Source organism: Teichococcus wenyumeiae, from assembly GCF_003696345.1.
Classification (GTDB): Bacteria; Pseudomonadota; Alphaproteobacteria; order Acetobacterales; family Acetobacteraceae; genus Pseudoroseomonas; species Pseudoroseomonas wenyumeiae.
Map to the genome: position 1 here is coordinate 1 of NZ_RFLX01000022.1, position 26,370 is coordinate 26,370.

The following is a 26,370-nucleotide window of genomic DNA, read 5'->3' on the forward strand; positions in this document are numbered from 1 at the left end:
ATCTGCCATCGCCACTGCCTCCGCTGACCAGCGGCAGTGAATCAGCTTCGCGCCTCAGCCGCGAGGTTTTTCGAAGTGTCCAGATGGTTGATTTGGCGGAGGTCTTCTGATTCGCTGTGCGTCTTCAGAGGAGACGGCATGAGCGGATCAGAGTGGTTGAGCAACGAGGCCTGGGCGGTGATCGAGCCGCACCTGCCAAAAGGCCGCCCTGCGTACATCGGGTGAATGATCGGCGGGTGATCAGCGGTATCCTGCACGTCCTACGCTCGGGCTGCCGGTGGCGCGACTGCCCGCCCGAGTACGGTCCAGCGACCACTATCTGTAACCGCTACAGCCGCTGGAGCGCCCAAGGCATTTGGAAGCGCATCTTCGAACGCCTGGCGGCGGCCTAGCGGATTAGACATGTCTAATTCATCCATTCTGCGGGGATAGACATACTGACAGCCAAGCTATTAAAGCCTCAGCAAGTGCTGAGGGAGAAGGCGAGCATGAGTAGAAGCCGCGGAGCAGTTCAGCGGACTATCCTGATTTCCTCGCCAAAAGGAGGCTCCGGTAAATCAGTCTTAGCGCGCCATCTGCTCGTTAGCGCTGCACAGGCAGGACTGCGCAGTGTCGGGCTGGACTTTGATCGCCAGCAAACCTTAACGAAGTGGAGCGCGCGCCGGGCACAGACGCGAAAAGCCTTCCCAGACTTTGCTGAAGTGCCAGTCCAGCCGTTAGTTCTGCAGGACTGGCGGAGCAGCCTACGTCAGGCGCAAGGGTATGAATTGGCTATCATGGATACGCCTCCCTCTGTCGAGGACCATCTTCCAGCAATCGACGGTCTAGCTCGGGCATCCCATCTTGTTCTTGTGCCTGCCGTCTGTACACAGGATGATGTAGAAGCCGTAGGGCCATGGATCCGTACGTTAACAGACAAGGGCTTCCGAGCTGTCGTGGTTCTGAACCGCGCTAATCGCCGAACATCTTCCTTTGCACGCATGCGAGGCATGTTGATCAAGGCGGGGCCAGTCTGCCCCACAGAGATCCCACAGCTGGAAGATATTCATGTTCCGGCAGTCAAAGGACTGACACTGCTGGATTACTCAAAGAGCCGTGGAATCGCACCCTTCGAGGAAATCTGGGCCTTTGTCAGACGGGAGATTGGGCTGTGAGCGGCAGGCGATCGAAAAATGCCCTTCGCAACTTCTTACTTGCAGAAGTGCCGGAGAATAATGTCACAGCGGTTCCTGATCCCCGCGCTACCACGATGCGGCAGTTGGGCGAAGTGGAAGAGGAAGCCCTAGCCACTATTCGCGAAGTCTTTACCGGCACGAGCCTAATGGAGGATCGAGCCAAGGTCTCCCGCATCTTGCAAGTCCGAGCAGAGGTCCAAAAGGAATGGACCGACGCGCGGGATAGTTTTCTTGCTATCGGCCGAGCTCTCCTAAGCTTGGAAGAGAACCTGACACGTGCTGAGTGGCAGCGCCTGCGCCAAAGTAGTGCGCGCCTTTTTCCCTTCTCTGAGGCCACGGCCACGCAGCTCCGGCAGATTGCGCGAGCCGTTGATTCAGGCCGTTTGCCGCGAGAGCAATGCCCAGGGAGCTATGGCACCGCTTATCAAATTACACTGTTATCCGACGCCCAGCTTCAGACAGCAAAGCAACGCGGGCTTATCCGCGCAGATGTAACACGACGTGAGATAATGGTTCTCAGGCGTGAAACTCGTCCTTTGGCCGACAAGGTTCTGCCAAAAGGGAGGATCAACCGGGCTGCTCTACGAGATGAACGTCGCCGGCTTATGGAGCGGCGCAATACGCTTAAAACAGATTTAGCAAAGATCGAAACACGCTTGCAGCAGATTGATCATTTGTTTAGCACTGACCGCGAATAGCCGAGCCGCAGGTGATCTTACATGTGGTATGCCGCTGTGGATGCCACTGCGGCGTTCTAACGCTACTTGGCATTTCGGGTCGGGTGACGGTTTCTTTCTCCTGACTGATAGAGCAGGAGGCGAGGATGGCGACCGTTCATGGTGGCGGCGCTGACCTGGATCACTGGCTGGTGCCGTTCCTGTATGTACTCGCCCGCAAGTGCGTCGGACCCGGGCGCCGCTCTATCTGCGGGGCTTGCTGGGCCCTGGTGAGCGCAAGAGCCTGCAGCCTATGGCGGCTCGCCTGGGCTGCTGGGTGAGGTGCCTCTTCCGGTGGGACTGCGGCTGTTCCTGCCCAAGGAGTGGACTGATGATCCGGGACGCTGTGCCCGGGCAGGTGTGCCCGAGGCAGCGATGGTGCCGCAGAGCAAGGCGAGATCGCGCTGGAAGAAATCGACCAGTTGTGTGCCGCGGGTGTGCGGGGCGGCACCGTGCTGGCAGATGCGGGCTATGGCGCGAGTGCAGCGTTCCGCCAGGGCCTCGATCCGCGGGGGCTGCTCTGGGCAGTCGGTACTCCGCGCAACCAGAAGGTCTACAGCGCCGCAGTATAACTGGTGCCGTCACAAGGACGCGCATGCAAGCCCGTACCATCAAGAGCTGCGAATAAGTCGAGCGTGCTTTGGCAGCGGTGAGCGGATGTCGGCCGCTCGGCTTGGCCCGGCTGCATCAGGAATGCTGGCGCCTTGTCCTGTGCTGCCTGAATCTGCGGCTTCTCGACCACGCACAGCACCAGCGCACGGTCACGTGTTGCCAGATAGAGCCTAGCTACATCGCGCATCTTCTCCACGAAAGTAGGATCGGAGGACAGTTTGAATGTGTCTGACGGTGTGGTCGCAAGCCGAAGGCACACCAGATGCGCGATACAGCGGTCTAGCTCATGCCAGCCTGGCGCTCCATCGTGCGCGTGCTCCAATGCGTGGCGTTGCTAGGCGCCTCCTCGAGCATCAGGGCAACCAGACGCTCGACCGTCTTGTCACCGATGCTGCGCGGTGCGCCAGAGCGGGGTGCGTCCACCAGCCCCTCCAGCCGCTGCTCGGAGAAACGGCCGCGCTAGGCCGCTACTGTCTTTCGACTGACACCCAGCATCCTGGACACACCTAGATTGGTCGCATCGGGTTCGGCGCAGGCGAGCGCCATCGGGATGCGCTGCGCCACTGCCTGGCCAATCCCACAGCGGCGCAGTAAGCGCCGCAACTCGGCCTGCTCAGCGCCGGTCAGTTCCAGCAAAACAGCTTTGGAACCATGAGACATGACACGCCTCCAGGCATGTCAGCCTCATCCCAATCTGCCCCAGGCCGCAAATAAATTTCTAACTCGGTCCACTAGGCTGAGAACCTGATCAGATGTTGATTTGGCGGAGGTCTTCCGATTCTCTGTGCTTCTTCAGAGGAAACGGCATGAGCGGATCAGAGTGGTTGAGCGACGAGGCCTGGGCGGTGATCGAGCCGCACCTGCCCAAAGGCCGCCCTGCGCACATCGGGTAGACGATCGGCGGGTGATCAGCGGTATCCTGCACGTCCTACGCTCGGGCTGCCGGTGGCGCGACTGCCCGCCCGAGTACGATCCAGCCACCACCATCTATAACCGCTACAACCGCTGGAACGCCTAAGGCATGTGGAAGCGCATCTTCAAACGCCTGGCGGCAGCCGTGAACATCCCGGATGAGATCTCGATCAACAGCAGGCATGTAAAGCCGCACCGCTCAGCGGCAGGCGCTAAAAAGGGGGCGAAGCCGCGCAGGCGATCGGCCAGTCACATGGGGGGCGGACCAGCAAGATCCACGCTGTGGCCAATGCTGAAGGCCGACCGCTTGCCTTCGTCCTGAAGCCCGGCAATATCGTCGATATCAGTGCCGCCGCCCACCTGCTCGATGGCATCGCGCCGGCACGTCGCATACTCGCCGCCAAAGCCTTTGATGCCGATCACCTCCGCAAGCCCCTGGAGGCGGTCATTCCATCCACCCGCGCCTGCCGTAGACTCCATCCGCTGAACCGCCGCGCCTACCGCGGCCGAAACCTCATCGAGCGCATGTTCGGACGCATGAAAGACTGCGTCGCATCGCCACCCGCTATGACCGTCTCGCCAGGAACTTCCTGTCTGCCATCGCACTCGTCGCAACCAGTTGCTTCCGGCTCACCTGATTGAAGCGGCAGCCTAACACTACTTGGGCGGTTTAGTGGGTGGTGGCAGGAACCTACGTCGACGGTGCGGGCATTGGAGAGGTGTCGCGAGGTGGGCGAGCAGCCGGTCGAGGATGGCAAGCCGGACGGTGGGCAGACTTGGTGAGGGTGGCGGACCCGGCATTCGGGTCGGCATTTTTTCCCCGGCTCATCCGGCGATGCTCGGCGAGGCGGAGGTGCTGCAGGTAGGCGCAGGCGATGCAGGCCATCAGCGCATGCCGGTGTAGGCCGGTCCAGGACCGGCCCTCGAAGTGCCCAAGGCCGAGTTCTTGCTTGAGCTGCTGGTGCGCCTGTTCACAGATCCAGCGTGCCTTGATGGCCGCGGCCAGGGCGCGCAGCGACGCGCCGGGATCGAGATTGCTGAGATAGTACTTTCGCTCGCCGCTCGTGCGCCATTCGCCCACCAGCCAGACCTCGTCACCCGGCAGGTGCCGGTTGTTGGCCCACATGGCGCCATCACCTACTCGGATACGCGCTGCGGCGAACTTGGCGGCCAGCGCACCCCTGGTGCCCTGCCGCCAGATGATGCGGCGCCAGGACAGACCAGCCAGCACCTTCTCCGCCTCCAATGGTTCCTCGTCAGGCACGGGCTTGCGTCCACGTCCCTGTGGCGCCACCAGTTGCACGGCGGCGCTGTAGACCTTCTGGTTGTGCGGAATGCCGACGGCCCAGAGCAGCCCCCGCGCATCGAGGCCCTGGCGGAACGCGGCACTGGCGCCGTAGCCAGTATCTGCCAGCACGGTGCCGAACCGCGCACCCGCGGCACACAGCCGGTCGATCTCCTCCAGCGCGATCTTGCCCTTGCTCTGCGGCGCCATCGCTGCCTCGGGCACACCTGCCCGGGCGCAGCGCCCCGGATCATCAGTCCACTCTTTGGGCAGGAACAGCCGCAAGCCCACCGGAACCGGCACCTCGCCTTGGGCCAGGGTGAGCGACACCAGCGACTGGCAGTTGGCCTTTTTACCAAGCTGGCCGCAGTACTGGGGTGCTCCGCCGACGGACATGGCGCCCGTCTTGGGCAGTGCCGTGTCGTCGATCACCAGCCAGGCTGCTGAACCGCCAACCAGCCGATCCGCCTCGGGCGCCAGCACAGACCACAGAGGGCCATCATCCCAGGCTGGGCTGGCGATGAAATGCTGCAGCTGATCGTGGCCGCCCAGGCCCAGACGAGCTACCATCGGCTGCAGGCTCTTGCGCTCACCAGAGCCGAGCAAGCCTCGCAGATAGAGCGGCGTTCAGGTCCGGCGCGTTCTGCGGCCGAGCACCTCCAGGAACGGCACCAGCCAGCGATCCAGCTCAGCGCCACCACCATGAACGGTCGCCATCCTCGCCTCCCGCGGCATCGTTCAGCAGGGAGCTAACCGTCACCCAGCCTCAAAGTGCCCAAGTAGTGTTAGGCTCAGGACTATTAACGATCCTCTTGCGCTGTCATGCCATGGTGGCCGGAGGCGCTGCCATGGCTGACCTGTTCTGGCTGGCGAAGGCGCAGATCGAGCGGATCCCGCGCTCCTTCCCGCTCTCGTATGGCGCGCCGCGGGTGGACGACCGACGCGTTGTTAGCGGCATCATCCGAATACGGGCCGCACAAGACCCTCTGCAACCGCTTCATCCGCTGGAGCCGCATGGGCATCTTCGCGGGGCTGGCCCGGCGCAAGGGGCAGCCGGAGCGGCTGATGATCGACGCCACGCAGATCCAGGCCCGCCGCACGGCGGCCAGCCTGCTCGAGAAGGGGCTGATCCCCGCCGTAGCGGGCGCACCAGGGGCGGCCTGAACTCCAAGCCGCACGTGGTCCCGGATAGGCAGGGTCGTCCTCCTTGTCATGTTGCTCTCCGAAGGTCAGATGAGCGACCACGAGGGCGCAGCCCTGATGCGCGACGCCCTGTCGTCCGCCCGCATCCTGATCGGCGACAAAGGCCATGACAGCGACCGCTTCCGTCGGGCCCTGACCGCCCGCGGCATCGAACCCTGCATGCCGTCACGCCGTGGCCGCACGGCGCATCCCGCATGACAGGAAGCCCTACCGCCAGCGGCACCGCATCGCGAACACGTTCGGCAGGCTCAAGGGTTCGAGGCACTGCCTCGGACCGCCGCATCGCCATGCGCTATGGCCGCTGCGCCTACACCTTCAGGCCCGCCAACTGCCTCGCAGCCACCGCCCTCTTCTCATCAATGAGTCCCGAGCCTGGCGGCCAAAGGCGGAACGGAATCTCTTAAGGGAAGAGCTCAGGCTTACGTAGCCGGAGTGTCTGCACCAACAGAAGCAGCTTGAGCTCCGTGAGCGTACCTGCATCGGCCATGGCGGCCAGTTCCGCCAAAGGCAGCTCCAGCACCTCAATCTCTTCATGCTCTTCAGCGAGGCCGCCGCCTGCCGCGACACGGTCTGCCTCGGCATAGGGAGCCAGATACATCCAGGCGCGTTCTGTCGACAGCGCGGGCATGGTCCAGACGCAGGCAACGGGTTCCAACTGCGTCAGCCGGAGGCCTGTTTCTTCCAGTGCCTCGCGGCGGGCGCAGGCTTCAGGATCGGCTTCATCCAACCGGCCGGCAGCCGGCTCCAGCATCATGCCGTCTCCGGAAACATGAAAAGGGGGGGTGCGGAACTGGCGCACCAGCGTCGCCATGCGGCGGGCAGGATCGTAAGGCAGCACTACTGCGGCCTCGCCATGATCTTCAATGTCTCGCTTGGTCAATTGCCCATCCGGTAGACGGATCGTGGCCACCGTCAGCTTTGACCAGCGGTTGTGCGTTACTTCAGTGGATACGATCTCGGCCAAGTTCCGCTCCCTTTCCGGCCGCGCAGGGAAGCAGGCGACCGGAAGGGGAGCAAGCCTCAACCTGCGGAGAGGCGTGTTTCGTTCAGAGTCGAGCGGGCCGGCTCCGGCTCCGCCTGCAGCGCGGCGAACCAAGCCACAGTGGCGCGTAGTCCGTCTGTCAGCGGTGTTCTGGGCGCCCAACCGAGCAATTGCTCGGCCTTGGCGATGTCCGGGCGCCGCCGCTGCGGATCGTCCTCCGGCAGAGGCATGTTCACAACGGCCGAGCGGGAGCCGGTCATGGCCAGCACCTGCTGTACCAAGTCCGAGACCGTCAGTTCCACCGGATTGCCAATATTCACCGGGCCTGGCTGCGGGCCCTCGTACTGCATCAGCCGCATCAGCCCATCGATCAGGTCACTGACATAACAGAATGAGCGGGTCTGGCTGCCCTCGCCATAGACGGTGATATCGAGACCCTCCAAGGCCTGGGTGATGACATTGGAGACAACACGGCCGTCATCGGCCCGCATACGCGGGCCATAGGTATTGAAGATGCGGGCCACGCGTACCTCGGCACGGCCAGCACGCTGAAAATCGAAGGCAAGGGCCTCGGCGGCGCGCTTGCCTTCGTCGTAACAGGCGCGGGGGCCTGTGCAATTGACATTGCCGCGGTAGCTTTCCGTCTGCGGATGCGCCTCCGGGTCGCCATAGACCTCGCTCGTGGAGGTCAGAAGGAAACGGGCGCCATGTTTCTCGGCCAGGCGCAACAGGTTCCGGGTGCCGAGCACGCTGGTCAGCATGGTGTGCTCGGGATCGGCCTGGTACTGCGGCGGTGAGGCGGCGCAGGCCAGGTTATAGATCTGGTCCAGGTGCCGCGGCAGCGCACGGGCCGGGAGCGGGTCGATAACATCGCCTTCGATGAAGGTGAAATTCGGATCCTGCTCCAGCTTACGCAAGGTCCGGCGCTGGCCGGTCTGGAGGTTGTCGAGGCACCAGACCTTGGCGCCCTCCGCCAGAAGTGCCTCGCAGAGATGCGACCCCAGAAAGCCCGCGCCACCGGCCACGAGAACCTGCTTTGTCTTAGCCTGCTTCATGGAAGCTCCCTTTGCGTTGCTGTGACGGCGGGGAAGGGCTGGGCCCAGGCGAGCGCCCGGGCAGGAGCCTTACGATGCAGAGCCTCACGCAGGTGCGCCTCCAACTCGGCGGCGCGATGCTCGGCGGTATGTTCGCTCAGGATGCGCTTTCGCGCGGCCTGAGCGATGCGTTCCTGTCTTCCTGAGTCAGGATCCCGCAGAACGGAGAGAACCGCCTCGGTATCGGCGGCCAGGACGATTTCTTCCTCTGGGCGCAGCACGGTCTCGATGCCGTCCCAGATATCGGAAATCACCGGGGCGCCGCAGGCAGCGGCTTCGAAGAGCCGCACGCTGGGACTATAGCCAGCCGCCACCATATCGGCGCGGGTGACATTCAGCGTGTAGCGGCTGGCGCTGTAGAAGGCGGGATGCTCCGCGGGCGGAACATGGTCCAGCCGCTCCACATTCGCCGGCCAGGCGATATCGGCTGGGTATTGCGGCCCGGCGACCACGAAGCGCAGGTCCGGCGCGCGGCGGGCCGGCTCCAGCAGCAGGCGTTCCAGCACCGGCTGGCGGTCCGGACTATAGGTGCCGAGATAGGAAAGATCCCAGCGCTTCGGCACATCCTGCGGGCGATAGGCCTCGGCATCCACCGAGCAGTAGAGAGGACGCGCCGCCGGTGAACCATAGTGCTGCATCAGCAGCTCCAGCGTTGGCCCGCCGGTGAAGGAGAGATAGGCATCGTAGCCGGGGATCAGCTCCGGCGAGAGGTATTCCGTGTCGCCCTGCCGCAGCTTGGCGAGCGTCACCGGGGTATCGATGTCATAGAATGCGGTGGCGCCGCGTGCGGTGCGCTGCACCCATTCGCCCACCGCCACGCCCTGCGGCACGTAGGAACCGACGATCACCGCATCGGCGCTCTCCACCGCCCCGGCCCAGCGGTCCTGCAGCGTCGGCAGATCCGGGTAAAGCTCCAGGCGGCAGAAGCCCGGCGCCGGCATGTCGCGATGCGCGGCATACCAGGGCACGTCGCGCTCCAGGAACAGGATGCGGTGGCCACGGGCCGCCAGGGATCGCAGCAGCGCCCGGAACGTCGTCGCATGCCCATTGCCCCAGGAGGAGGAGAGGCTGAGGCCCAGAACGACGATGTCGAGCGGCTTCTCCCTCATGCCGCGACGCCGTCGCGCAGGATGGCCTTCTGCCGCCGCAGCAGGCTATCCACCTCGGCACCACGGATGGAATAGGTATGGCCGGCCAGGATGCGCTGGCGTCCTGCCTCGCCGATGGCGCGGGCGCGCATGGGCGTCAGTGCGGCGAGCTGGTCGGCCACATCCTGGCCATCGCGGGCCACCAGTACTTCCTCGCCTTCCTTCAGGAACATCTCCAGCCCGACCCAGGCGTCGGTGATCAGGCAGGCGCCGGCGCCGCAGGCCTCGAAGACGCGTGTGGCGGGGGAGAAGCCGGTGCTGGCCATGCTGTCGCGGGCGATGTTCAGCACCGCGAGCGGAGAGCAATTGAAGGCATTGTGGTCCCGCGTATAGACATGGCCGAGGTGGCGCACATTCGGCGGCATCGCCTTGCTCTCCCAACCATTCCCACCGATGAGGAAATCGCGGCCGGGCAGCCGGGTTGCAGCATCAAGGAAGAAGGTCTCGACGCGCGCCTCGCGATCCGGCAGGCGGTTGCCGAGAAAGGAGAGGTCGGAGGCGAAGCGCTTCTCGCGCGGCACCGGATGATGCGTGGAAGAATCAAGCGCGTTGTAGACCGGCACGCAACGGCGGGCGCCGAAGCCGGTATAGGCATCGATCACCGGCTGGCCGCCGCCATAGGTCAGCACGAAGTCGAGCTGCGGCAGCACACGCCGCAAAACATGGTCGGGTGACATGCCGATCTCCGCCAGCGTCGCCGGGGCATCGACATCCCAGAAGATGCGGATGGCATCGGGCCTGGCAGCGCGCATCACACCTTCCAGCAATTCTTCGTCGTAAACGCCAACGCCGCTGGCCTTGACCACGACATCCGCATCCGCCGCGCGGGCGATCACATCGCGCAGCGCCGTGTCATTGGCGTCATAGACCACCACGCGCGCCCATTCCGGCGGCTCGATGTCGCGGTGCTTCTGACGGTCAAAGGCATCGGGCTCGTAGAAGGTGATGTCGTAGCCGCGGCCGGCGAGGTCGCGCAGCAGCCCGCGGTAATAGGTGGCCGCTCCGTTCCAGTAGGAGGAGAGAAGGCTGGAGCCGTAAAAGGCGATCTTCATGCGGCGGTCTCCACCAGCGTCTGGGGCCGGATCTCGGCCAGAATGGACAAGAGTTCCTGCATCCGGTGCGCGCAACTGTGGCGGGCGCGGATGCTCTCCAGCCCGCTGGCCACCAGGGCGGCGCGCAGGTCCGGATCGTGTTGCAGGGCGCGCAGATGCGCCGTCATTTCCGCCGTGTCGCGGCCGACCAGAAAATCCTGGCCGGGGCGGAAGAGAGTCTCGCTGTCTTGCCAGGGCGCCGAGACCAGCGGAATGCCGCAGGCCAGCGCCTCGAAGACGCGGATGGTCGGAATGCCGGGCAGGGTCGTGACATAGAAGCGGCGTGGCACATGCACGGTCGCCAGATGCCGCGCGAAAACCTCCGGCGCGCTGGCATTGGGCAGCCAGCCGCGGAATGTCACGCCATGACGCCGCAATGTCTGCAAGGCCTCGTCCGGGTAGCGCACGCCATGGATGGTCAGCGGCAGGCCGGCCTCGCGCGCCGGGCGCAGCAGCATGGATTCGATTTCCGTGCTGCGCTCGCCATCGCCCCAGTTGCCGATCCAGACCAGCCCTTCGCGCCGGCCTTCGACGGCGGGCGGATGGAAGTGGCGGGTATCGGCGGCTTCGTGCCAGGTCCAGACACGGTTGCCCCAGCCCCAGCGGCGGTAGACTTCCGAGAGGGTTTCGCCAAAGGCCAGGACGCCGTCATAGCCGTCGAGGTCGAAGGCGCGGATCGCTTCCGGGTCCGAGACGGCGCGGTGATGGGTGTCGTGGAACAGCAAGGTGAAGCGGCCGCCATTCCGGCGCAGCCGGCCTAGCGCCGCGACAAGCGCAGGCTCGTTCCATTCATGCACGATGACGAGGTCGGCATCGGCCACCGCCGCCTCGCATTGCGGGAAATGGTCGAAGCGGCGAGAGACCAGTTCCGGATAGGCGCTGCGATAGGCCTGCAACCCGGCCGGGCCATGGTCGGCCAGCAGGTTCTGCAGGCTCCAGGCGCCGGTGGGTTCCATGGCCAGCACCTCGTCGCCGCGCGCGACGAATTCCCGCAGCACGCCGCGCAGGAAATGCGCGTTGCCATGGTTCCAGCAGGATTCAAGGGAATGCGTAAAATACACCAGCTTCACGCGGCGGCCTCCAGTCGGATGCGATGCGGCAGCATGTCGCGGTAGAGCGCGAGCATGCCCTCCGCCATGGCGGCCTCGGAGTAACGGGCGGCACGCGCCTGAGCCTCGGCGCCGCGCCGGGCGCGCAGGGCAGGATCGGCGGAAAGGCGGCGCAACCCGTGCAGGAAGCCGCCCTCGTCCTCCGGCACGGCGTAATCGGCGGCCTCGCCCCAGATCTCGCGGAAGGAGGGGATATCGGCCAGCAGCAGCGCGCAGCCAGCCTGGGCTGCCTCCAGCACCGTCAGCCCGAAAGGCTCGTAGCGGGCGGGCGAGACGAAGATGCCGGCCTGGGCGAAGGCCTGGGCCATCTCACCGGCGCTGAGCAAGCCCAGGTGCCGCAGGTTGGGCAGGCCGATCGTGCCGCCGCCGGGCGCCGCCAGCGGGCCTGCGACCTGGATGGGCTGGTCGAGGGCAGGCGCGATACGGTCCAGCAGGGCGATGTTCTTGGCTTCGTCCCACAGCCGTCCGGCGGCCAGGATGCCCTGGCGCTGCGTGGGGGGCGGCGCCGGCTCGGCCCGGCGGCCGTTATGGACGACGCGCGGCGGCTGCGTCAGCCCGTAGAGCTGCGCCGTCGTGGCGGCGAAGGCGGCGCTGGGGGCCACCAGCGCATCGGCGGCGCGGTAGCCCTGGGCCACCATGTCGCGCTGCCAGTCGAGGTCCGGGGGCAGGGACGTGCCGCGCATCACCGCCCACCAGCTGGCCACGCAGGAATGGCAGCCGATCAGCAGCGGCACCGCGAAGGCACCGCCCGCGGCCAGGGCCGGGCTGTTCAGATGCACCAGCTCCGCCTGTTCCTCGGCCGCCAGCGCGGCCAGGGCGCGGCCGGCTTCCAGCAGCGTGGCGGCATCCGCGCCGGTCCAGTCCAGCGGCAGGTCGGTCAGGCAGAGGCGGGCGCCGGGAATGGCCTCGGCCGCCGCGGCCTGCGCGGGGGGGGGGCGGGGGCCCAGCACCGCCAGGGTGATGGACAGCCCCCGCGCCGCCAGGCCGCGTGTCAGGTCCAGCGCATGGGTCCAGACACCGCCCACCGCATCCGTGGTCAGCAGGATGCGAGGCGGAGCGGCGGTCAGGGGCGCCGGCATGCGGCTGTCCCCGGCCGCTGCGGCCGCCGGGCCGTCATGTCAGCGTTTCCAGGCTGCTGGCGGCCTGCAGGCCGCTTTCCTGCTCCAGCCAGCGGGCCAGGGCGGCGATGCCTTCCCGCCAGGGGCGCGGCTCGCTCAGGCCCAGCTCCTGCCGGATGGCGCGGGTGTCGGAGACGTAGTAGCGCTGGTCCCCGGCGCGCCAGTCGGCGAATTGCAGCTCCACCCGCCGGCCCAGCATGTCCTGCATGGCGGCGAGCAGCTGGCGCAGGCTGATCGCATTGCCCGGGCCGCCGCCGAGGTTGAAGGCGCGGCCATGGGTGGTGCCCATGCGGCTCCAGGCGTTCAGATAGGCCTCGACGGCATTGTCCACCTGCAGCACGTCGCGCACCTGCCGGCCATCGCCGAAGATGCTGATGGGCTCGCCGCGCAAGGCGCGGATCAGGAAATGGGCGACCCAGCCCTGGTCCTCCGTGCCCATCTGCCGCTGGCCGTAGATGCAGCTCATGCGCAGCACGGTGGTGGGCACGCCGAAGGAGCCGTCGTAATCCAGCACATACTGGTCGGCGGCGCCCTTGGAGCAGCCATAGGGCGTGTGGAAATCCAGCGGCCGGGACTCGCCGATGCCGCTGGCGCGCAGCGCCGGATCGGCGGGCAGGTAGCTGTCCTGCACCTGCTCCAGTGCCACGTCGCCCAGGTCGCCATAAACCTTGTTGGTGCTGGCGAAGACCAGCGGCACCTTGCCGCCGCCGCGCTGCCGCAGCCCTTCCAGGATCAGGAAGGTGCCACGCAGGTTGATGTCGAAATCCTCCTGCGGCGAGACGAGGCTGGTGGTCACCGCCACCTGCCCGGCGAGGTGGAACACCGCCTGCGCATCGCGCAGCGCTGTATCCACCGCGCTGGCGTCGCGCACATCGGCTACCATGGTGGTGATGCGGGCGGGGTGTCGGGCCTGCAGCCAGGCCAGGTTGCGCTCCACGCCGGGCCGCGCCAGGGCGTCGAAGACAATGACGTCATGGCCCTGCTGCGCCAGCCGGTCGGCCAGGTTGCAACCGATGAAGCCGGCGCCGCCGGTGACCAGGACGGGCTTGCGGCCGCCGAGCGCCGGGCCGGCGATCTCGGCCCCGCTCATGCCACCAGTCCCCGCATCTCCAGTTCCTTGCGCGCCTGCAGCACGCGGTCCTCGGCCTGCTGCTGCGAAGCTACCCATTCGGCCAGTTCCGCCAGGTCCTGCTGGAAGTCCCGGTCGACGCTGAAGCCGAGTTCCTGCTGGATGCGGGTGATATCGGGGATGTTGTGGCGGATGTCGCCGCTGCGGGCCTTGCCGGTCATCTCCGGCCCCAGTTCCGGTCGGCCCATGGCGGCGGCGAGCGCCAGCGCCACTTCCTCCACCGTGCGGTCCTGGCCGCTGGCGACGTTGAAAACCTGCCCCGCCGCCTTGGGGTGCTCCAGTGCCAGGACGAAGGCCTTGGCCACGTCGCCGACATGAACGAAGTCGCGGCGCTGCTGGCCGTCCTCGAAGACCATCGGGCGCTGCCGGTTCTGGATGCGGGCGGCGAAGATGGCCAGCACGCCGGTATAGGGGTTGGAGAGGGCCTGGCCCGGCCCATAGGCATTCCAGAGCCGCAGCGCCACGCCTTCCATGCCATAGGCCGGCGCCAGGGTGAGCGTCAGCCGCTCCTGCGTGTACTTGTTGATGGCATAGACGGAGGCGAGCTGCGGCCGCTTGCTTTCCGGAGTCGGCACCGGCACCAGCGGCCGCCCCTGGGCGTCCAGCGGGTCCCAGTTGGCGGCGCCGTCGCGGCGCGGGCTGCGCAGCACGTCGTCATGCAGCCTGCCATCGGCGTCGCGGTAGAGGCCCTCGCCATAGATGCTCATGGAGGAAGCGACCACCACGCGCCGCACCGGCTTGTGGATGAGCTGCTGGAACAGCACCGCGGTGCCCAGCTCATTCACCGAGACATAACGGTCGATCGCATACATGCTCTGGCCGACGCCCACCTCGGCGGCGAGGTGGATGACGCTGCCAACCCCTTCCAGGGCGCGGGTGACGGCGGCTTCATCCCGCACATCGCCGCGCATGAACTCGACCTCCGGCGCCAGCAGGGTCGGGCCGCGGCCGCCATGCACCTGGTCGATCAGGCTGTCGAGCACCCGGACCCGGTAGCCTCGCTCCAGCAGGGCCCTTGCCACATGGCTGCCGATGAAGCCCGCGCCACCGGTGATCAGGATGGTCTCGTTCATGCCGTGGCCCTTGTCGCAGGCGCCCGCGATTGCGGGCATGGAGGAAACGCTGCCCTCGCGCGCGCGCGAAAGGTCAGGTAAGTAGAAGATGAACAAGAAGCTGAATGCGCGCCGAACTCGGCAGTTGCGCGAGAGCTTGGCAAATTTCAGGACCTCTTTGCCTGCTGTGGCAAGAGAGCCACGCCACATCAGTGCTCACATAGCCGTGAAAATGCTTGTGCGGCGCTGCATGATCGCGCGATCAAAAAATTATGTGCAGCAAGGATCAACTTAGAAGCTGCGCCCCGTGTTGATAGCCACGCCTACGCCAGCTACTCCGGAAAGGCGGTGCTGCGTGATGGTCTGTGGCTGCCAGCCACCGCATCCGGGGCCTCGCGCGGCGAAGGCCGGGACCGTTTTCTGCGGCAAATCATTGGGGATGGAGGTGTCGTGTCGGGTTCAGCATCGCTCCGCGTCGGCTTGGTCGGAGCCGGAAATTGCGCCTCCTCCTTTGTCCAGGGCCTGGCCTATTATCGGGATGCCGGCGCCAATGAGCCACCGCCGGGGCTGATGCATGTCGATCTCGGGGGCTACCATGTGCGCGACATCGAGATCGCCTCGGCCTTCGATGTCACCGCCGGCAAGGTGGGGCGCGACCTGTCGGAGGCGCTGACCGCGCAGCCCAACAACACCCAGCAATTCGCCCCGCTGGCCCTCAGCGGCGTGCAGGTGCATCGCGGCCCGACGCTGGATGGCCTGGGCACCTATCTGCGGCGGGAGCTGGAGGAAGCCGAGGCGCCCGTGGCCGATGTGGCCGAGGTGCTGCGCGAGAGCCGGACCGATGTGCTGGTGTCCTATCTGCCGGTCGGCTCGCAGCAGGCCTCCGAATATTATGCCGAGCAGGCGCTGAAGGCCGGCTGCGCCTTCGTGAACTGCATCCCTGTCTTCATCGCTTCCAATCCCGATTGGCGGAAGCGTTTCGAGGAGCGCGGGCTGCCGATCATCGGCGATGACATCAAGAGCCAGGTCGGCGCCACCATCGTGCACCGCGTGTTGGCCAACCTGTTCCGCGAGCGCGGCGTGCGTATCGACCGCACCTATCAGTTGAATTTCGGTGGCAATGCCGATTTCAAGAACATGCTGGAGCGCGAACGGCTGGAATCCAAGAAGATCTCCAAGACACAGGCGGTGACCAGCCAGTTCGACGTGCCGCTGGATGCCAATAATGTTCATGTCGGGCCCAGCGACTTCGTACCCTGGCTGACCGACCGGAAATGGGCGCAGATCCGCATCGAGGGCACCAGCTTCGGCGGCATGCCGCTGAACTTGGAGTTGAAGCTGGAGGTCTGGGATTCGCCCAATTCCGCCGGCATCGTGATCGACGCCGTACGCTGCGCCAAGCTGGCGCTGGATCGTGGTATCAGCGGTGCGCTGACGGCGCCTTCCTCCTATTTCATGAAGTCGCCGCCGCAGCAGTTCACCGACAGCGAGGCGCGCGAGCGCACCATGCGCTTCATCCAGGGACTGGACTGACGCCGGCTCCATGGCCCTGACCCTGTTCCTGCTGCGGCACGCGGCACATGACCGTGTGGGGGACCTGCTCTGCGGCCGGATGCCCGAGGTGGCGCTCGGCGAAACCGGGCGCTGGCAGGCGGCGAGGCTGGCCCGGCGCTTCGGACCAGGGATGCTCGACGCGCTCTATACCAGCCCGGTGCAGCGTTGCCGCGAGACAGCAGTGCCGCTGAGCGCCTGTTGTGGCCTGGAGCCTGGCATCCTGCCCGAGGCCGAGGAAGTGGATTTCGGCGCCTGGACCGGCAGCCGCTTCGCCGCGCTGGAGGAAGACCCGCGCTGGCAGACGTGGAACCACAGCCGCGACACCGCCGCCGCCCCAGGCGGCGAGAGCATGGCGGCGGTGCGGGCGCGGGTGCAGGCGCTGCTGGAGGCGCTGCGGGCGCGGCATCCTGAAGGGCGCGTTGCCCTGGTCAGCCACGCCGAGATCATCCGCACCGCCATTCTGGAGGTCCTCGGCCTGCCCTTGCAGGCCTATGAGCGGCTGGAGGTCAGCCCGGCCTCCATCAGCGCCCTGGCGCTCTGGCCCGGCGGCGGGCGGGTGCTGGGGCTGAACGACGTGGCGCATCTCGCCAATGTGGAAGAAGGGGAAGCGGCATGAGCCAGCGGCCGTCACAGGATGCGATCCGCGCCGGCGCCACGGCGCTGGGCGATTGGTTCCATAATATCGACCTGCATGGCGTCTGGACCGCGCCGGACCATCCGCTGGGCAATCATCCAGGCCAGTTCTGGCAGCATTTTTCCCATGTTCTGCCGGCTGACATGACCGGCATGAGCGTGCTCGATATCGGCTGCAACGGCGGCTTCTATGCCCTCGAGATGAAGCGGCGCGGCGCCGCGCGGGTGCTCGGCATCGACCATGACGAGACCTATCTGGAACAGGCCCGCTTCGCCGCCCGCACACTCGGGCAGGAGATCGAGTTCCGCCGCATGGAGGTCTATGACGTCGGTGCGCTGGGCGAGCGCTTCGACCTCGTGATCTTTCTCGGCGTGCTCTACCACCTGCGCCACCCGCTGCTGGCGTTGGATCTGATCCACGAGCATGTCGCCAAGGACCTGCTGTTGTTCCAGTGCATGCAGCGCGGCACCACCGAAGTGGCGCCTGTGGCAGAGGATTATCCCTTCACCGACGCCGCGCCCTTCGAGGCGCCGGGCTTCCCGCGCCTGCAGTTCATCGAGCACCGCTATGCCGGCGACCTAACCAACTGGTGGGTGCCCAACCGTGCCTGCGCCGAGGCCATGCTGCGTAACACCGGCTTCGAGATCCTGCAGAACCCGGACCCCGAGGTCTATCTCTGCCGCCGCACTGCCCCCGCCTACGGCGCTGCCGCTGTCTATCCTGCCCGCGGCGCTGGCGCCGTCTGACCGACAAGGACATTCCGCCCCGATGATGACTTCGGCGATGATCTGGAACGAGCCCAACAACAAGTCCCACTGGGACCCGGAGGTGGACCCGGACTGGGTGATCTTCGCGGAAACGGCGCGGATGGCCGGCGAGGCGGTGCGGGCGGAGAGCAGCCGGATCACCCGCGTGCTGGGCGGCATGTCGCCGATCGATCCGGTCTTCATCATGAAGATGCAGCAGCGCGGCGTGCTGGCGCAGATGGACGCGGTGGCCGTGCATGGTTTCCCGCTGGACTGGAACCTCTGGCCCATCGACCACTGGCCGGCCAAGCTGGACGAGATCAAGGCCGTCACCGACCTGCCGGTCTGGGTTTCCGAGGTCGGCGTCTCCTCCTTCGGGTCGGAGGAGGTGCAGGCCTGGGGCGTCAACAAAACCGCCGGGCTGCTGAAAGGCCTGGCGCCGCGCATCCTCTGGTACAGCCTCTTCGACCTGCCCAGCGCCTGGGAAGCCACCACGCGGCACCGGGAGGCCGAGGGTTCCTCCTACTACCGCCACTTCTACATGGGCCTCGTGCGGGAAGACGGCACGCCCAAGCCCTCGCTGGAGCAGTTCGCCCAGCACGCACCCGATATGGGCATCTGCCAGTGGTTCCATTTCGAGGATCACCGGCTGGATGATGCTGTGACCTGGCTGAAGCGCCTGGGCGTGAAGCACCTGCGCACCGGCATCTCCTGGGCCGACAGCTACCGCCCCAATGCCCTGGCCTGGTTCGACCGGCAGATGGAGGCGCTGGCGGATTTCGATGTCACCGTCACCTTCTGCTTCACGCCGGAGCACCGGGGCATCGCGCCGCACCACACCAGCGCGCCGCAGGTGGTGGAGGAATTCGCCTCCTTCTGCGCCAGCATGACGCGGCGCTACGCGGACTGACAAAAAGCCTTCTGAAAAAAACAAAGGCGGCCGTTACCGGCCGCCTGAACTCAACTCGAAGAGAAAAGGAGGGGTCCAGGGGAATCCATTCCCCTGGCCTTTTCAGCGCGTCAGCGCCGCCCCAAGCCGCCGCAGCCCCACCATCTGCTGCCGCAGCCAGCCGCCATGCACGGGCGCATCGGCCGGGGAGCCATCGCCGGTCGGCGGGAAATAATCGCGGCGGAAATCGGCTGTGCCGAAGATCCAGTCCCAGATGGGCAGCAGCACGGCGAAGTTCTTGTTGGCCAGGTCCCGCCCCTGGCCATGGTGCAGCCGGTGGAAGCGGGGGGAGACGAGCAGCCTTTCCCCGACCGCGCCGAAGGAAAGGCGGATATTGGCGTGGCTGAGGCTCTCGGCCAGGCGCAGCACGATGACCACCAGCGGGAACTGCCCCGGCGGCACGCCGATCAGCAGCGCCAGGCCACCGAACCACAGGGCGCCGATGACATCGTCCAGCACGTGGTTGCGGTCATCGGTCCAGAAGGTCATCTGGGTCTGGGCATGGTGGATAGAATGCAGCGCCCACCACCAGCCGAAGGTGTGCTGGAAGCGGTGCCGCCAGTATTCGCCGAAATCCATCACTACGATGTAGGTCAGCAGCGCCAGCAGCGGGTATTCCCGGAGCGCGGGCACCAGCGTCTCCAGCGTCGGCGGCACCCAGCCGCTATCGGCCACCAGCCCCGCCAGCCGCGATTCCATGGCGGAGAAGGCGATGAAGGCGATCAGCGGCAGGATGCCGAGCCGCGCCAGCATCGTGTAGAGGATATCCACGCGCACCCGGCGGCGGTCGCCCCAGCGCTCCACCGGCTTCCAGGCTTCCAGCGGGCGGCAGATGGCATAGACGATGGCCACCTGCAGCAGGCCGAACATGAAGAAGTCCATCCAGTCGAAGGCATCCTCCGCCCAGGCCATCAGGCCGAGGGCATAGAGGGCGGGCTGCACGGCCGCCTCAAAGAGCCAGCCGTTCAACCCGTTCCAGGCATCCTGGATCGCGTCCATCATCGCTCATGCCACTCCGGAGGCCGGCAGGGTGGCGAAGCAGAAGCCGCGCGCCTGCAGGCCTGCAATCAGATCCTCGAAGATCAACCCAAAAGGCTCGCGCCGGCTCCGCACGCCCCAGTGCATCAGCAGCACCTCGCCATCCTGGGTGCGGGAGAGCGCCTGGGCCAGCAGCGCCTTGTTGGGGTATTTGGCGCTGTCCAGCTCATCGCCCAGGAAGCCGCGCGCGCTCCAGCCCTGGTGGCGCAGGCCGCAGGCGGTGGCCAGCTTCAGCGCATTGGGCGTGGTGCGCCCGCCCGGCGCGCGCCACAGCGGCAGGAGCTTCGCATCGGGCGCGATGCTTTGCAGGGCCTCGACGGGCTTCCGCAGCTCGGCGCAGAAGCCGGGGCCATCCAGGGTTTCCGCGCCCTCGCCGCGGCGGCGGGAGACATAGCGCACCTGGGCCGGGGCAGGGTCGGCGGCCAGATACCAGTGGCGCCAGGTATGGCTGCCGAAGGCATGTCCCTCGGCGGCGCGGGCGCGCCAGAAATCGGCCCAGGCAGGGCCCAGGGTCTCGCCGCCGCGGAAATCCGGCTCATTGGCCAGGAACAGCGTGGCGCGGATCTCGCGGCGCTGCATGGCGGCGGCAATGGCCTCGGCCTCCCGCCCCCAGCCGGTGTCGATGGTCAGGTACAGCGTGCCGGCGCGGCATTGCGGCAGGGCGGGCGCAGCCAGGGCGTGGGTCGCGGATGCGGCGGCAGCCGCCGCCAGCAGGGCACGGCGGGGCAGGAAAGCAGGCACGGCGGGCTCAGTGCGTCCGGGGGGCGAAAAGGCGCCGGCTGGGCGCCGGCGCGGCTTCGGTGACTGGGGCTGGCGGGGTCTCGGCGGCAGCGGCGGGTGCCACCAGACCAACGCCGCCAGCGGCAGGCGCCGGGACGAGGGCCGGGCTGGCGGAAGCGCCGGCGGCCACCGGCACCGGTGCGGCAGTGGGCTGAAAAAGGACACCGTGCGGGGAGCGGCCGACCGGCTGGTTCTCCAGCGTGCCGGTCTCCGGGTCCACCACCGCGACGCGGCCGATCCAGCGCTGCGTCACCCAGAGCCGGCCCTGCGGGTCAAAGGAGACGCAATCCGGCCCGCCCGGCACGTCCAGCACCTTGACGATGTCCAGGGTCGCGGGGTCCAGCACGGTGATGCGGCTGTCCACCCGGCTGGTGACATACAGCAGCCCCGGCTTGCCGTCCCTCGTTGGCGCCGGGAAGATGGCATGGGCGCCGCGGCCGACCTTGATGCGGCGGTCCACCTGCCGTGTCTCCGGGTTCACCACGGCCACGTAGTCGCGGCCCATGATGCCCACCAGCAGCTTGCCCTCGTGCCAGATCACGCCCGCCGGCTGCGGCCCGACGTCGAGCTTCCAGACCGGCTCGCGCGTCTGCAGGTCGATGGCCGTCAGCAGGTTGTTGCCCTGCAGGGTGACGTAAGCCAGCTTGCTGTCCGGGCTGAAGGCGATGTGGCTGGGCATGTCCGGCAGGCGCAGCCGCGCTTCCAGCGCCAGCGCCTGGCCGTCCCAGCCATAGAGATCCACCTGGTCCCGCCGCAGGCTGGTGATGACCAGGTGCTTGCCATCCGGGCTGAAACCAAGGTGATAGGGGTTCGAGAGCGGCTCTCGCTTCACCATCTCGCCGGTGCCGGGATTGATGAAGAGCATTTCATTGGCGCCGGAATCGCCGATCATCAGCGTGCCGCCATCCGGCGTCAGGGCCAGGTGGTGCACTTCCCGCAGCACGGGGATGCGGCGCACCTCCTCCCGTGTCGCGGCATCCAGCACCAGGATATTGGCCTCGCCCGAATTCAGCACATAAACCAGGCCATTCGGCGCGGGGGCCAGGGCCGCCGGAGCGGGTGCCGCCGTGTCCGGTGTGGCTGCGGGGGTGGTCTGTCCCAGGGCCAGACCCGGCGCCAGCGTGGCGAGCAGGAGGGGCAGAACGAGACCGCGAGGAAGCCGCATGGTAAGGCGCTTTCGGGCGTTAGGAGGCGCGGGAGGCAGAAGCTGCGCCCCGCGCCTGTAGCAGCTTCCGCCCGTAACAGGCCAGAAACTTCGCGTGACGTTTCCGGAGCTTAACCCACGAGACCCCGGCCGAAGCGGCGCGGCTCCACCGGCTCCGGGATCCTGGCCTCCGCCAGGAAGCGCCCGGCATTGGCCGAGGCGGCATGCCAGGCCGCTACTTCGCCCACCTTGGCCACCCAGGCGCCCGGCGTGGCGGTGACCTGCGCCAGCAGTTTCTCCAGCATCCGCAGCCGCTGCACCCGGCCGGAGATCCAGTCATGCACCGTCAGCATCAGCATGCCGCCATACTGGTGCTGGCCTTCCCATTCCTCCCGCCAGCTTTCCAGCACGACGCCAGGAGTGGCGGGCGTCCGGTCGCCGGGCAGGCCGCTGTATTTGTAGAGGATGGCGTCGTCGATGGCCCATTGCACCGGCACCTCCACCAGCCCCTCGATCTCGTAGGGGTGGTCGGCGCCCATCAGGGAACTGTCCCAGAGGCCGAGGCGACGGACCTCGCGCACCATGTGCGGCGTCATTTCCCAGGCCGGGGAACGGAAGCCCTTGGGCGCCGCGCCGGTCTGGCGGCGGAACAGCTCCACCGAAGCCTCCAGCGCCGCGGTGAATTCGGCATCCGAGCTTTCGGCCACCAGCTCATGAAACCAGCCGTGCAGCCCCACCTCGTGGCCGCGCTGCAGGATGGCCGGCAGCAGGTTCGGGTGCTCCTCGGCGATGGTGCCGGGCACAAAGAAGGAGCCCTTGATGCCGAAGCGCTCGATCAGGTCCATGATCCGCCAGACGCCGAGGCGCTGGCCGAAATGCCGCTGTTCGAGCTGCCCCAGGGTGCGGGCCGCCCCCGGCGCCCGCTGCACCCAGAGGTAAGGGGCGGTGGCATCGACATCGACGGTGAAGCAGAAGGCAGCCTGCTTGCCGTCGGGCCATTGGTAGCGGGGCCAGGGCTGCACCATGGGTCGGGCTTCCTTACAGCGCGTGCTTCTTGTCCTGGTAGACGGCGAGGGAGCCGATGGAATTGCCGCCATCCACGGGCAGGGAGGCGCCGGTGATATAGGCGCTGGCGGAACTGGCCAGAAACAGCGCGGCATTGCCCACGTCCTGCGGCGAGGTCGGGCGCCCGGCGGGGATATTGGCGATGACATTGTCGACATGCGCCTGAGTGAGCTGGCTGACATCGCTGCCGGCGGCGAAGCCGGGCTCCAGCGCATTGGCGCGGATGCCGTATTCGGCCAGCTCGATGGCGAAGCCCTTGGTCAGCCGGTCCAGCGCGGTCTTGGAGGTGCTGTAGGGGCAGGCGGTGCGGCGCATCTTGCGCGCGGCGCCGGAGGAGATGTTGATGATATTGCCCTTCACGCCCTGGGCGATCATCAGCTTGGCGAAGGCGCGGCTGAGCAGGAAGGGCGCGCGCAGGTTGATGTCGAAGATGCGGTCCCATTCCGCGGCATCGACGTCCAGCAGGAAGCCGCTGGGATAGATCCCGGCATTGTTCACCAGCACATCTGCAGCGCCCCAGCGCTTGCCGACCTCGGCCGCCATCGCCTCGATGGCCTCGGCATCGCGGAGATCGGTGGTGAGGACGAAGCTGCTCTCGGTGAACCAGGGCGCGGAGGTCAGCGCCTGCAGCGGCTCGGCACGCGCATCGGTCAGGCAGAGCTTGGCGCCGGCCCGGCCGAAGGCCTCGGCCAGCCAGCCGCCGATGATGCCGCAGGCGCCGGTGATCACCACCCGCTTGCCGACCATTTCCTGCGCGTAATCCATGACTTTCCCCTTGTTCAGCAACAGCCGCCGCGCCGGAAGGCCGCGCCTGCTGCCGGCCCTGGCGCGGCAGGCCCCCACCATGCCCGCTCCGCCACCGGCGGAAGGGGAGGGACGGGAGCACGCGGCGGAATGGCTGACGGCAAGGCGGTGGTCCGTGATGCGGTGCCGCTCTATAGGGCGGGAGGCAGGCAGCGGACAACGCGGCGGCCCCGGAGGAGCCGCGGAGACGGTGTTGGCCATGGCCGCGCCGATGGGCAGAAGGGCGGCAGCATCCGGAGCCGGCCGGGCATGTCGCTGGCGGTCTGGCATACCTTGGCCTGCATCCTGACAGGTTGCCAAACCTACCCCCCGGGTTGGTTCATGATTTGCACATTTCGAAAAACAACCGCGGAACCGACTGCGGAGGACTGCCAGAATGCGGGAGCCTGTCCGTACTCTATGCCCTCTTCCTGTCACTGAGGCTGAACGCCTGGCCGCTCCGCGGTCGCACGGGGTCTGGATACCGCCTGCGAAGCCACCTTCGACAACATCGCCGAGCTGGCCGCGTAACGGACCGACAGCCCGCTGTCCCTTGTCTCCCTCACCGATGCCGACCGGCAGTGGTTCAAGGCTCGCAAGGGCCTGCCGGTGGTGGAGGTGCCGCGCGAGCATTCCTTCTGCGCCTGGGCCATCCCGCGGCCGGGCGAGGTGACGGTGGCGCCGGATACGCGCACCGACGCCCGCTTCGCGGATCATCCCCTGGTGTTGGGGGAGCCAGACATGCGCATCTATGCCGGTGCGCTGCTGGTGAACCGGGACGTCGCGCCGGGGACGCTGTGCGTCCCAGGCCGCCAGCCGCGGGAATTCCCCGAGACCAGCCGCAGATCCTGGCGCGGCTGGCCGATACCGTGATGACCATGCTGGAGCTGCGGCGGGTGATGGCGCAGGTGCGCCGCCTGAGCGGCAAGAACCAGGTGCTGCACTGCGCCTATCAATCCGCCTGAGGCGCGGCCAGCCCTAGGCGGGCGAGGGCACGCCGGAGGCCGCCCGGCAGCGTGCCGCCCGCCTCGGCTCGGCCTGATGGCGGATGAAGTTCCGCAGCTCCAGCTGCCGCAGGCCTGCATCGGTGACCTGACGGTCCAGCCCCAGTTGCCAGGCGAGGTCGCGCCGCGCCGGCTCGCGCGCCAGGGCATCCACCCGGGTGGCGAAGGCTTCCACCGCCACCTCGTCCAGGGCCAGGGCGCTCTCCACCAGTGAGCCTGCCTGGCGCCGCAGGGCCGGACCGACCTCGTCCAGTGCCAGTTCCGGATGGTATTGCACACCCCAGAAGAGGCCGTTGCCGCTGCGGATCTCCGCCGCCTGCACCTGTGTCTCGCTGCTGCTGGCCAGCAGGGTGGCGCCGGGCGGCAGTTCCTCCACCTCATCGGAATGAATGGCAATGGCGTCGAAGCTGGCGGCGCGGCCAGCCAGCAGCGGGTGGTGCCGCCCGGTCTCCGTCGGCACGATGCGGCGCGCGAAGCCGGCTTCCTGCCCATGCCGCCGGGGCCGCACCTTGCCCCCCGCCGCAGCCACCGCGACCTGCAGTCCGGCGCAGGAGCCGAAGGCGGGCGTGCCGGAGGCGAAAACGGCCCGCATGAAGCGCAGCAGCCGCCGCACCTTGGGCGTGTCGTCATAGACATGCATGGGCGAGCCGCAGAGGAAGACGGCGTCGTAGCGGCGCAGGCCCTCCGGCTGTTGTTCCGGCGCCTCTTCCTCGGCAGGCTTCAGCTGGTCGCACAGGGCGCCAGGGGCCAGTTGCCTGAGGGTATGGACATAGGTTTCGCCGGAGCTGCGGCCGACACTCTCGCGGCGGGCATCACGGGCTTCCGGCGCCTCGCTTTCAGCCACCAGAAAGCGGAAGGGTTGGGACATCAAGGCTCCTGACCAAGCAAGAAGGTCAGGGAAGTGGTCCCGAATCCCTGGTGCGAAAGGGGCTTGGCAGGAAGATCGGTGTTGTCACAGAAGCGGGAGCGGCCCGGAGGCCGCTCCCCCTGTCAGGAAACCCGACAGGCTGTCGCTCAGGCCTTGCGGCGGCGCACCAGGCCGAGGCCCAGCAGGCCGGCGCTGAACAGCGCCAGCGAGGCGGGCTCGGGCACCGGCACCGCGGCGGCGGCGCCGCTGAAGGTGAAGGTGCCGGTGGTGTCCAGGCCATTGGTCTGGCCGGTGAAGCTGAAGGTGCCGGCGGTGTCGTCATAACCTTCGCGGCTGAACATGCCCGTGCCGGTCAGCACCAGGAACTCGAAGTTGCCGGCGCTGAAGGAGGAGTTGGTGATCTCCTGCAGGTCGAAGGTCAGGTCGCCGATCTTCAGGAAGTCGTTGACGCTGCTGAAGGGGCTGAAGCTGAAGTCCTTGACCACACCGGTCCCGCCGTCGGTGATGCCGAAGGTGTTGCCGGCGGAGGCGTTGTTGACCTGGAAGGTGCCGGTCCCGGTGCCGGCGCCGGCATCGGTCACGCAGGCGCCGGTCGGGCTGGCGCAGAAATCAATGGCGGTGGCCTGGGTGAAGGCGACATTGGTACCGGCGCTGTTCTCGGCCTGGAAGAGGCCGGTGATGTCGAAGCTGCCGGTAATGGGCGCTGCCATGGCCGAGGCGCTGGTGGCGATCGCAAAAGCCGTTCCGAGAACCAGCGACTTAAAGTTCCGCATTGAGACGTCCTTTGTTTGCATGCGGGCTCTCCATGGTGGTGAGCCTCCGCGCTGCAGGACTGCAAATGCCGTGCCGCAGAAAAAATGCTGGCAATTCAACTATCTAAAGTTCCGCGCAATCACCGTCGTTAAGAATTTCGACATGCGACGCAAGCTTGACTGTAAAATCAAGTTACGTTATCGCCACGGTTTCACTTTGCTGGCTGATCTTGCGATAACAATGCTGTTTCCTAGAATGTAAACGGCGCATGAAGTAACGGCTTTGTTATAGTGTCATCTCGTTGCCTGCCTGCGCATAGCCATGACATGACATGAGCCTGTAGAAGCCAGCCATATTGTGACAGGATTGACAGCCACCGGAGTTCCTGTGGCGCTACGTGGCCGTCCTGTCTGGCAGAGGAGCATG

At 66.8% G+C, this 26,370-nt stretch carries 26 protein-coding genes and 5 pseudogenes; 12 read left to right on the top strand and 19 right to left on the bottom strand.

Features of this window, described 5'->3' with window-relative positions; genetic code table 11:
- The first annotated feature begins 221 nt into the window (after positions 1-221).
- The 4 genes and pseudogenes from EBE87_RS29840 to EBE87_RS21010 form a co-directional block, all read left to right on the top strand.
- Positions 222-392, top strand: a complete 171-nt coding sequence (locus EBE87_RS29840) for a transposase (RefSeq protein ID WP_408887751.1) — start codon at positions 222-224, stop codon at positions 390-392.
- 96 nt (positions 393-488) lie between these two features.
- Positions 489-1,154 carry a ParA family protein gene (locus EBE87_RS21000; protein ID WP_120641022.1) on the top strand — a complete coding sequence of 222 codons (666 nt, stop codon included), beginning with the start codon at positions 489-491 and terminating at the stop codon, positions 1,152-1,154.
- Positions 1,151-1,873: a hypothetical protein gene (locus tag EBE87_RS21005; protein ID WP_120641020.1), complete on the top strand. Its 723-nt coding sequence runs from the start codon at positions 1,151-1,153 to the stop codon at positions 1,871-1,873. Before EBE87_RS21000 ends, EBE87_RS21005 begins: the two co-directional genes overlap by 4 nt.
- A gap of 125 nt (positions 1,874-1,998) precedes the next feature.
- Positions 1,999-2,541: pseudogene (locus EBE87_RS21010) on the top strand (transposase); the annotation flags it as partial.
- On the opposite strand, the gene EBE87_RS29440 reads toward EBE87_RS21010, so the two are convergent.
- From EBE87_RS29440 to EBE87_RS28735, 3 genes and pseudogenes are all read right to left on the bottom strand, one after another.
- On the bottom strand, positions 2,445-2,690 hold the full coding sequence (locus EBE87_RS29440) for a hypothetical protein (RefSeq protein WP_147426252.1): 246 nt from the start codon (positions 2,688-2,690) through the stop codon (positions 2,445-2,447). The pseudogene EBE87_RS21010 and the gene EBE87_RS29440 sit on opposite strands and share 97 nt — an antisense overlap.
- A 92-nt stretch (positions 2,691-2,782) precedes the next feature.
- Positions 2,783-2,947, bottom strand: a pseudogene (locus EBE87_RS30490) (helix-turn-helix domain-containing protein); the annotation flags it as partial.
- Positions 2,948-2,962: 15 nt separating this feature from the next.
- Positions 2,963-3,163, bottom strand: coding sequence for a hypothetical protein (locus EBE87_RS28735; RefSeq protein ID WP_147426251.1), 201 nt, complete (start codon positions 3,161-3,163; stop codon positions 2,963-2,965).
- 146 nt (positions 3,164-3,309) lie between these two features.
- Between EBE87_RS28735 and EBE87_RS21020 the strand changes: the two are divergent.
- Positions 3,310-4,053 (top strand): annotated as a pseudogene (locus EBE87_RS21020) (IS5 family transposase).
- Between the two features lie 53 nt (positions 4,054-4,106).
- On the opposite strand, the pseudogene EBE87_RS21025 reads toward EBE87_RS21020, so the two are convergent.
- Positions 4,107-5,417 (bottom strand): annotated as a pseudogene (locus EBE87_RS21025) (IS701 family transposase).
- Positions 5,418-5,548: 131 nt separating this feature from the next.
- Here EBE87_RS21025 and EBE87_RS21030 point away from each other — a divergent pair.
- A pseudogene (locus EBE87_RS21030) lies at positions 5,549-6,307 on the top strand (IS5 family transposase).
- Here EBE87_RS21030 and EBE87_RS21035 read toward each other — a convergent pair.
- From EBE87_RS21035 to EBE87_RS21070, 8 genes are read right to left on the bottom strand one after another with little or no spacing between them, the layout of a single operon-like run.
- A complete protein-coding gene (locus EBE87_RS21035) occupies positions 6,304-6,867 on the bottom strand; it encodes an NUDIX domain-containing protein (protein ID WP_120638274.1) in 564 nt (187 codons plus the stop codon). The pseudogene EBE87_RS21030 and the gene EBE87_RS21035 sit on opposite strands and share 4 nt — an antisense overlap.
- Positions 6,868-6,923: 56 nt before the next feature.
- Positions 6,924-7,940, bottom strand: coding sequence for a UDP-glucuronic acid decarboxylase family protein (locus EBE87_RS21040; protein WP_120638275.1), 1,017 nt, complete (start codon positions 7,938-7,940; stop codon positions 6,924-6,926).
- Positions 7,937-9,088, bottom strand: coding sequence for a CgeB family protein (locus EBE87_RS21045; protein WP_120638276.1), 1,152 nt, complete (start codon positions 9,086-9,088; stop codon positions 7,937-7,939). Before EBE87_RS21045 ends, EBE87_RS21040 begins: the two co-directional genes overlap by 4 nt.
- A complete protein-coding gene (locus EBE87_RS21050) occupies positions 9,085-10,179 on the bottom strand; it encodes a CgeB family protein (protein ID WP_120638277.1) in 1,095 nt (364 codons plus the stop codon). The genes EBE87_RS21045 and EBE87_RS21050 overlap by 4 nt, the downstream gene beginning before the upstream one ends.
- A complete protein-coding gene (locus EBE87_RS21055) occupies positions 10,176-11,288 on the bottom strand; it encodes a CgeB family protein (RefSeq protein ID WP_120638278.1) in 1,113 nt (370 codons plus the stop codon). Before EBE87_RS21055 ends, EBE87_RS21050 begins: the two co-directional genes overlap by 4 nt.
- The gene (locus tag EBE87_RS21060; protein WP_120638279.1) at positions 11,285-12,406 is read right to left on the bottom strand and encodes a glycosyltransferase family 4 protein; all 1,122 of its coding nucleotides are present in this window, start codon (positions 12,404-12,406) and stop codon (positions 11,285-11,287) included. Before EBE87_RS21060 ends, EBE87_RS21055 begins: the two co-directional genes overlap by 4 nt.
- 34 nt (positions 12,407-12,440) lie before the next feature.
- On the bottom strand, positions 12,441-13,535 hold the full coding sequence (locus EBE87_RS21065; RefSeq protein WP_120638280.1) for an SDR family NAD(P)-dependent oxidoreductase: 1,095 nt from the start codon (positions 13,533-13,535) through the stop codon (positions 12,441-12,443).
- Positions 13,532-14,686 carry an NAD-dependent epimerase/dehydratase family protein gene (locus EBE87_RS21070; protein WP_233553193.1) on the bottom strand — a complete coding sequence of 385 codons (1,155 nt, stop codon included), beginning with the start codon at positions 14,684-14,686 and terminating at the stop codon, positions 13,532-13,534. Before EBE87_RS21070 ends, EBE87_RS21065 begins: the two co-directional genes overlap by 4 nt.
- Before the next feature lie 390 nt (positions 14,687-15,076).
- Between EBE87_RS21070 and EBE87_RS21075 the strand changes: the two genes are divergently transcribed.
- From EBE87_RS21075 to EBE87_RS21090, 4 genes are read left to right on the top strand one after another with little or no spacing between them, the layout of a single operon-like run.
- Positions 15,077-16,159 carry an inositol-3-phosphate synthase gene (locus EBE87_RS21075; protein WP_120638296.1) on the top strand — a complete coding sequence of 361 codons (1,083 nt, stop codon included), beginning with the start codon at positions 15,077-15,079 and terminating at the stop codon, positions 16,157-16,159.
- A gap of 10 nt (positions 16,160-16,169) precedes the next feature.
- Entirely contained in the window at positions 16,170-16,796 is a 627-nt protein-coding gene (locus EBE87_RS21080; protein WP_120638281.1) for a histidine phosphatase family protein, read from the top strand.
- On the top strand, positions 16,793-17,560 hold the full coding sequence (locus EBE87_RS21085) for a TIGR04290 family methyltransferase (RefSeq protein WP_120638282.1): 768 nt from the start codon (positions 16,793-16,795) through the stop codon (positions 17,558-17,560). Before EBE87_RS21080 ends, EBE87_RS21085 begins: the two co-directional genes overlap by 4 nt.
- 22 nt (positions 17,561-17,582) lie before the next feature.
- On the top strand, positions 17,583-18,470 hold the full coding sequence (locus EBE87_RS21090; protein ID WP_120638283.1) for a glycoside hydrolase 5 family protein: 888 nt from the start codon (positions 17,583-17,585) through the stop codon (positions 18,468-18,470).
- A gap of 102 nt (positions 18,471-18,572) precedes the next feature.
- Here the strand turns inward: EBE87_RS21090 and EBE87_RS21095 are convergent, their stop codons facing one another.
- From EBE87_RS21095 to EBE87_RS21115, 5 genes are all read right to left on the bottom strand, one after another.
- A complete protein-coding gene (locus EBE87_RS21095) occupies positions 18,573-19,511 on the bottom strand; it encodes a sterol desaturase family protein (protein ID WP_120638284.1) in 939 nt (312 codons plus the stop codon).
- Positions 19,512-19,514: 3 nt separating this feature from the next.
- Positions 19,515-20,288: a polysaccharide deacetylase family protein gene (locus EBE87_RS21100; protein WP_120638285.1), complete on the bottom strand. Its 774-nt coding sequence runs from the start codon at positions 20,286-20,288 to the stop codon at positions 19,515-19,517.
- Positions 20,289-20,295: 7 nt separating this feature from the next.
- Positions 20,296-21,492 carry a YncE family protein gene (locus EBE87_RS21105; RefSeq protein WP_120638286.1) on the bottom strand — a complete coding sequence of 399 codons (1,197 nt, stop codon included), beginning with the start codon at positions 21,490-21,492 and terminating at the stop codon, positions 20,296-20,298.
- 110 nt (positions 21,493-21,602) lie between these two features.
- On the bottom strand, positions 21,603-22,496 hold the full coding sequence (locus tag EBE87_RS21110; RefSeq protein WP_120638287.1) for a polysaccharide deacetylase family protein: 894 nt from the start codon (positions 22,494-22,496) through the stop codon (positions 21,603-21,605).
- A gap of 13 nt (positions 22,497-22,509) precedes the next feature.
- Positions 22,510-23,301 carry an SDR family NAD(P)-dependent oxidoreductase gene (locus tag EBE87_RS21115; RefSeq protein WP_120638297.1) on the bottom strand — a complete coding sequence of 264 codons (792 nt, stop codon included), beginning with the start codon at positions 23,299-23,301 and terminating at the stop codon, positions 22,510-22,512.
- A gap of 564 nt (positions 23,302-23,865) precedes the next feature.
- Here EBE87_RS21115 and EBE87_RS21120 point away from each other — a divergent pair.
- Positions 23,866-24,192 carry a GAF domain-containing protein gene (locus EBE87_RS21120; protein ID WP_367605172.1) on the top strand — a complete coding sequence of 109 codons (327 nt, stop codon included), beginning with the start codon at positions 23,866-23,868 and terminating at the stop codon, positions 24,190-24,192.
- Between the two features lie 105 nt (positions 24,193-24,297).
- Here the strand turns inward: EBE87_RS21120 and EBE87_RS21125 are convergent, their stop codons facing one another.
- Positions 24,298-25,191 carry a type 1 glutamine amidotransferase gene (locus EBE87_RS21125; RefSeq protein WP_120638289.1) on the bottom strand — a complete coding sequence of 298 codons (894 nt, stop codon included), beginning with the start codon at positions 25,189-25,191 and terminating at the stop codon, positions 24,298-24,300.
- Positions 25,192-25,337: 146 nt separating this feature from the next.
- Positions 25,338-25,901 (bottom strand): PEP-CTERM sorting domain-containing protein, encoded by a 564-nt coding sequence (locus EBE87_RS21130; RefSeq protein ID WP_147426048.1) that lies wholly within the window; start codon positions 25,899-25,901, stop codon positions 25,338-25,340.
- Here EBE87_RS21130 and EBE87_RS28740 point away from each other — a divergent pair.
- On the top strand, positions 25,870-26,205 hold the full coding sequence (locus EBE87_RS28740; protein WP_147426049.1) for a hypothetical protein: 336 nt from the start codon (positions 25,870-25,872) through the stop codon (positions 26,203-26,205). The genes EBE87_RS21130 and EBE87_RS28740 overlap by 32 nt on opposite strands.
- Positions 26,206-26,370 lie beyond the last annotated feature (165 nt).

Excerpts from the sequence above, each read along its gene's own strand:
- EBE87_RS21000 (WP_120641022.1), top strand. The coding sequence starts at position 489 with ATGAGTAGAAGCCGCGGAGCAGTTCAGCGGACTATCCTGATTTCCTCG.
- EBE87_RS29440 (WP_147426252.1), bottom strand. The coding sequence starts at position 2,690 with ATGCGCGATGTAGCTAGGCTCTATCTGGCAACACGTGACCGTGCGCTG.
- EBE87_RS28735 (WP_147426251.1), bottom strand. The coding sequence starts at position 3,163 with ATGTCTCATGGTTCCAAAGCTGTTTTGCTGGAACTGACCGGCGCTGAG.
- EBE87_RS21040 (WP_120638275.1), bottom strand. The coding sequence starts at position 7,940 with ATGAAGCAGGCTAAGACAAAGCAGGTTCTCGTGGCCGGTGGCGCGGGC.
- EBE87_RS21045 (WP_120638276.1), bottom strand. The coding sequence starts at position 9,088 with ATGAGGGAGAAGCCGCTCGACATCGTCGTTCTGGGCCTCAGCCTCTCC.
- EBE87_RS21050 (WP_120638277.1), bottom strand. The coding sequence starts at position 10,179 with ATGAAGATCGCCTTTTACGGCTCCAGCCTTCTCTCCTCCTACTGGAAC.
- EBE87_RS21060 (WP_120638279.1), bottom strand. The coding sequence starts at position 12,406 with ATGCCGGCGCCCCTGACCGCCGCTCCGCCTCGCATCCTGCTGACCACG.
- EBE87_RS21065 (WP_120638280.1), bottom strand. The coding sequence starts at position 13,535 with ATGAGCGGGGCCGAGATCGCCGGCCCGGCGCTCGGCGGCCGCAAGCCC.
- EBE87_RS21070 (WP_233553193.1), bottom strand. The coding sequence starts at position 14,686 with ATGCCCGCAATCGCGGGCGCCTGCGACAAGGGCCACGGCATGAACGAG.
- EBE87_RS21080 (WP_120638281.1), top strand. The coding sequence starts at position 16,170 with ATGGCCCTGACCCTGTTCCTGCTGCGGCACGCGGCACATGACCGTGTG.
- EBE87_RS21085 (WP_120638282.1), top strand. The coding sequence starts at position 16,793 with ATGAGCCAGCGGCCGTCACAGGATGCGATCCGCGCCGGCGCCACGGCG.
- EBE87_RS21090 (WP_120638283.1), top strand. The coding sequence starts at position 17,583 with ATGATGACTTCGGCGATGATCTGGAACGAGCCCAACAACAAGTCCCAC.
- EBE87_RS21095 (WP_120638284.1), bottom strand. The coding sequence starts at position 19,511 with ATGATGGACGCGATCCAGGATGCCTGGAACGGGTTGAACGGCTGGCTC.
- EBE87_RS21105 (WP_120638286.1), bottom strand. The coding sequence starts at position 21,492 with ATGCGGCTTCCTCGCGGTCTCGTTCTGCCCCTCCTGCTCGCCACGCTG.
- EBE87_RS21110 (WP_120638287.1), bottom strand. The coding sequence starts at position 22,496 with ATGGTGCAGCCCTGGCCCCGCTACCAATGGCCCGACGGCAAGCAGGCT.
- EBE87_RS21115 (WP_120638297.1), bottom strand. The coding sequence starts at position 23,301 with ATGGATTACGCGCAGGAAATGGTCGGCAAGCGGGTGGTGATCACCGGC.
- EBE87_RS21125 (WP_120638289.1), bottom strand. The coding sequence starts at position 25,191 with ATGTCCCAACCCTTCCGCTTTCTGGTGGCTGAAAGCGAGGCGCCGGAA.
- EBE87_RS28740 (WP_147426049.1), top strand. The coding sequence starts at position 25,870 with ATGTCGAAGCTGCCGGTAATGGGCGCTGCCATGGCCGAGGCGCTGGTG.
- EBE87_RS21130 (WP_147426048.1), bottom strand. The coding sequence starts at position 25,901 with ATGGCAGCGCCCATTACCGGCAGCTTCGACATCACCGGCCTCTTCCAG.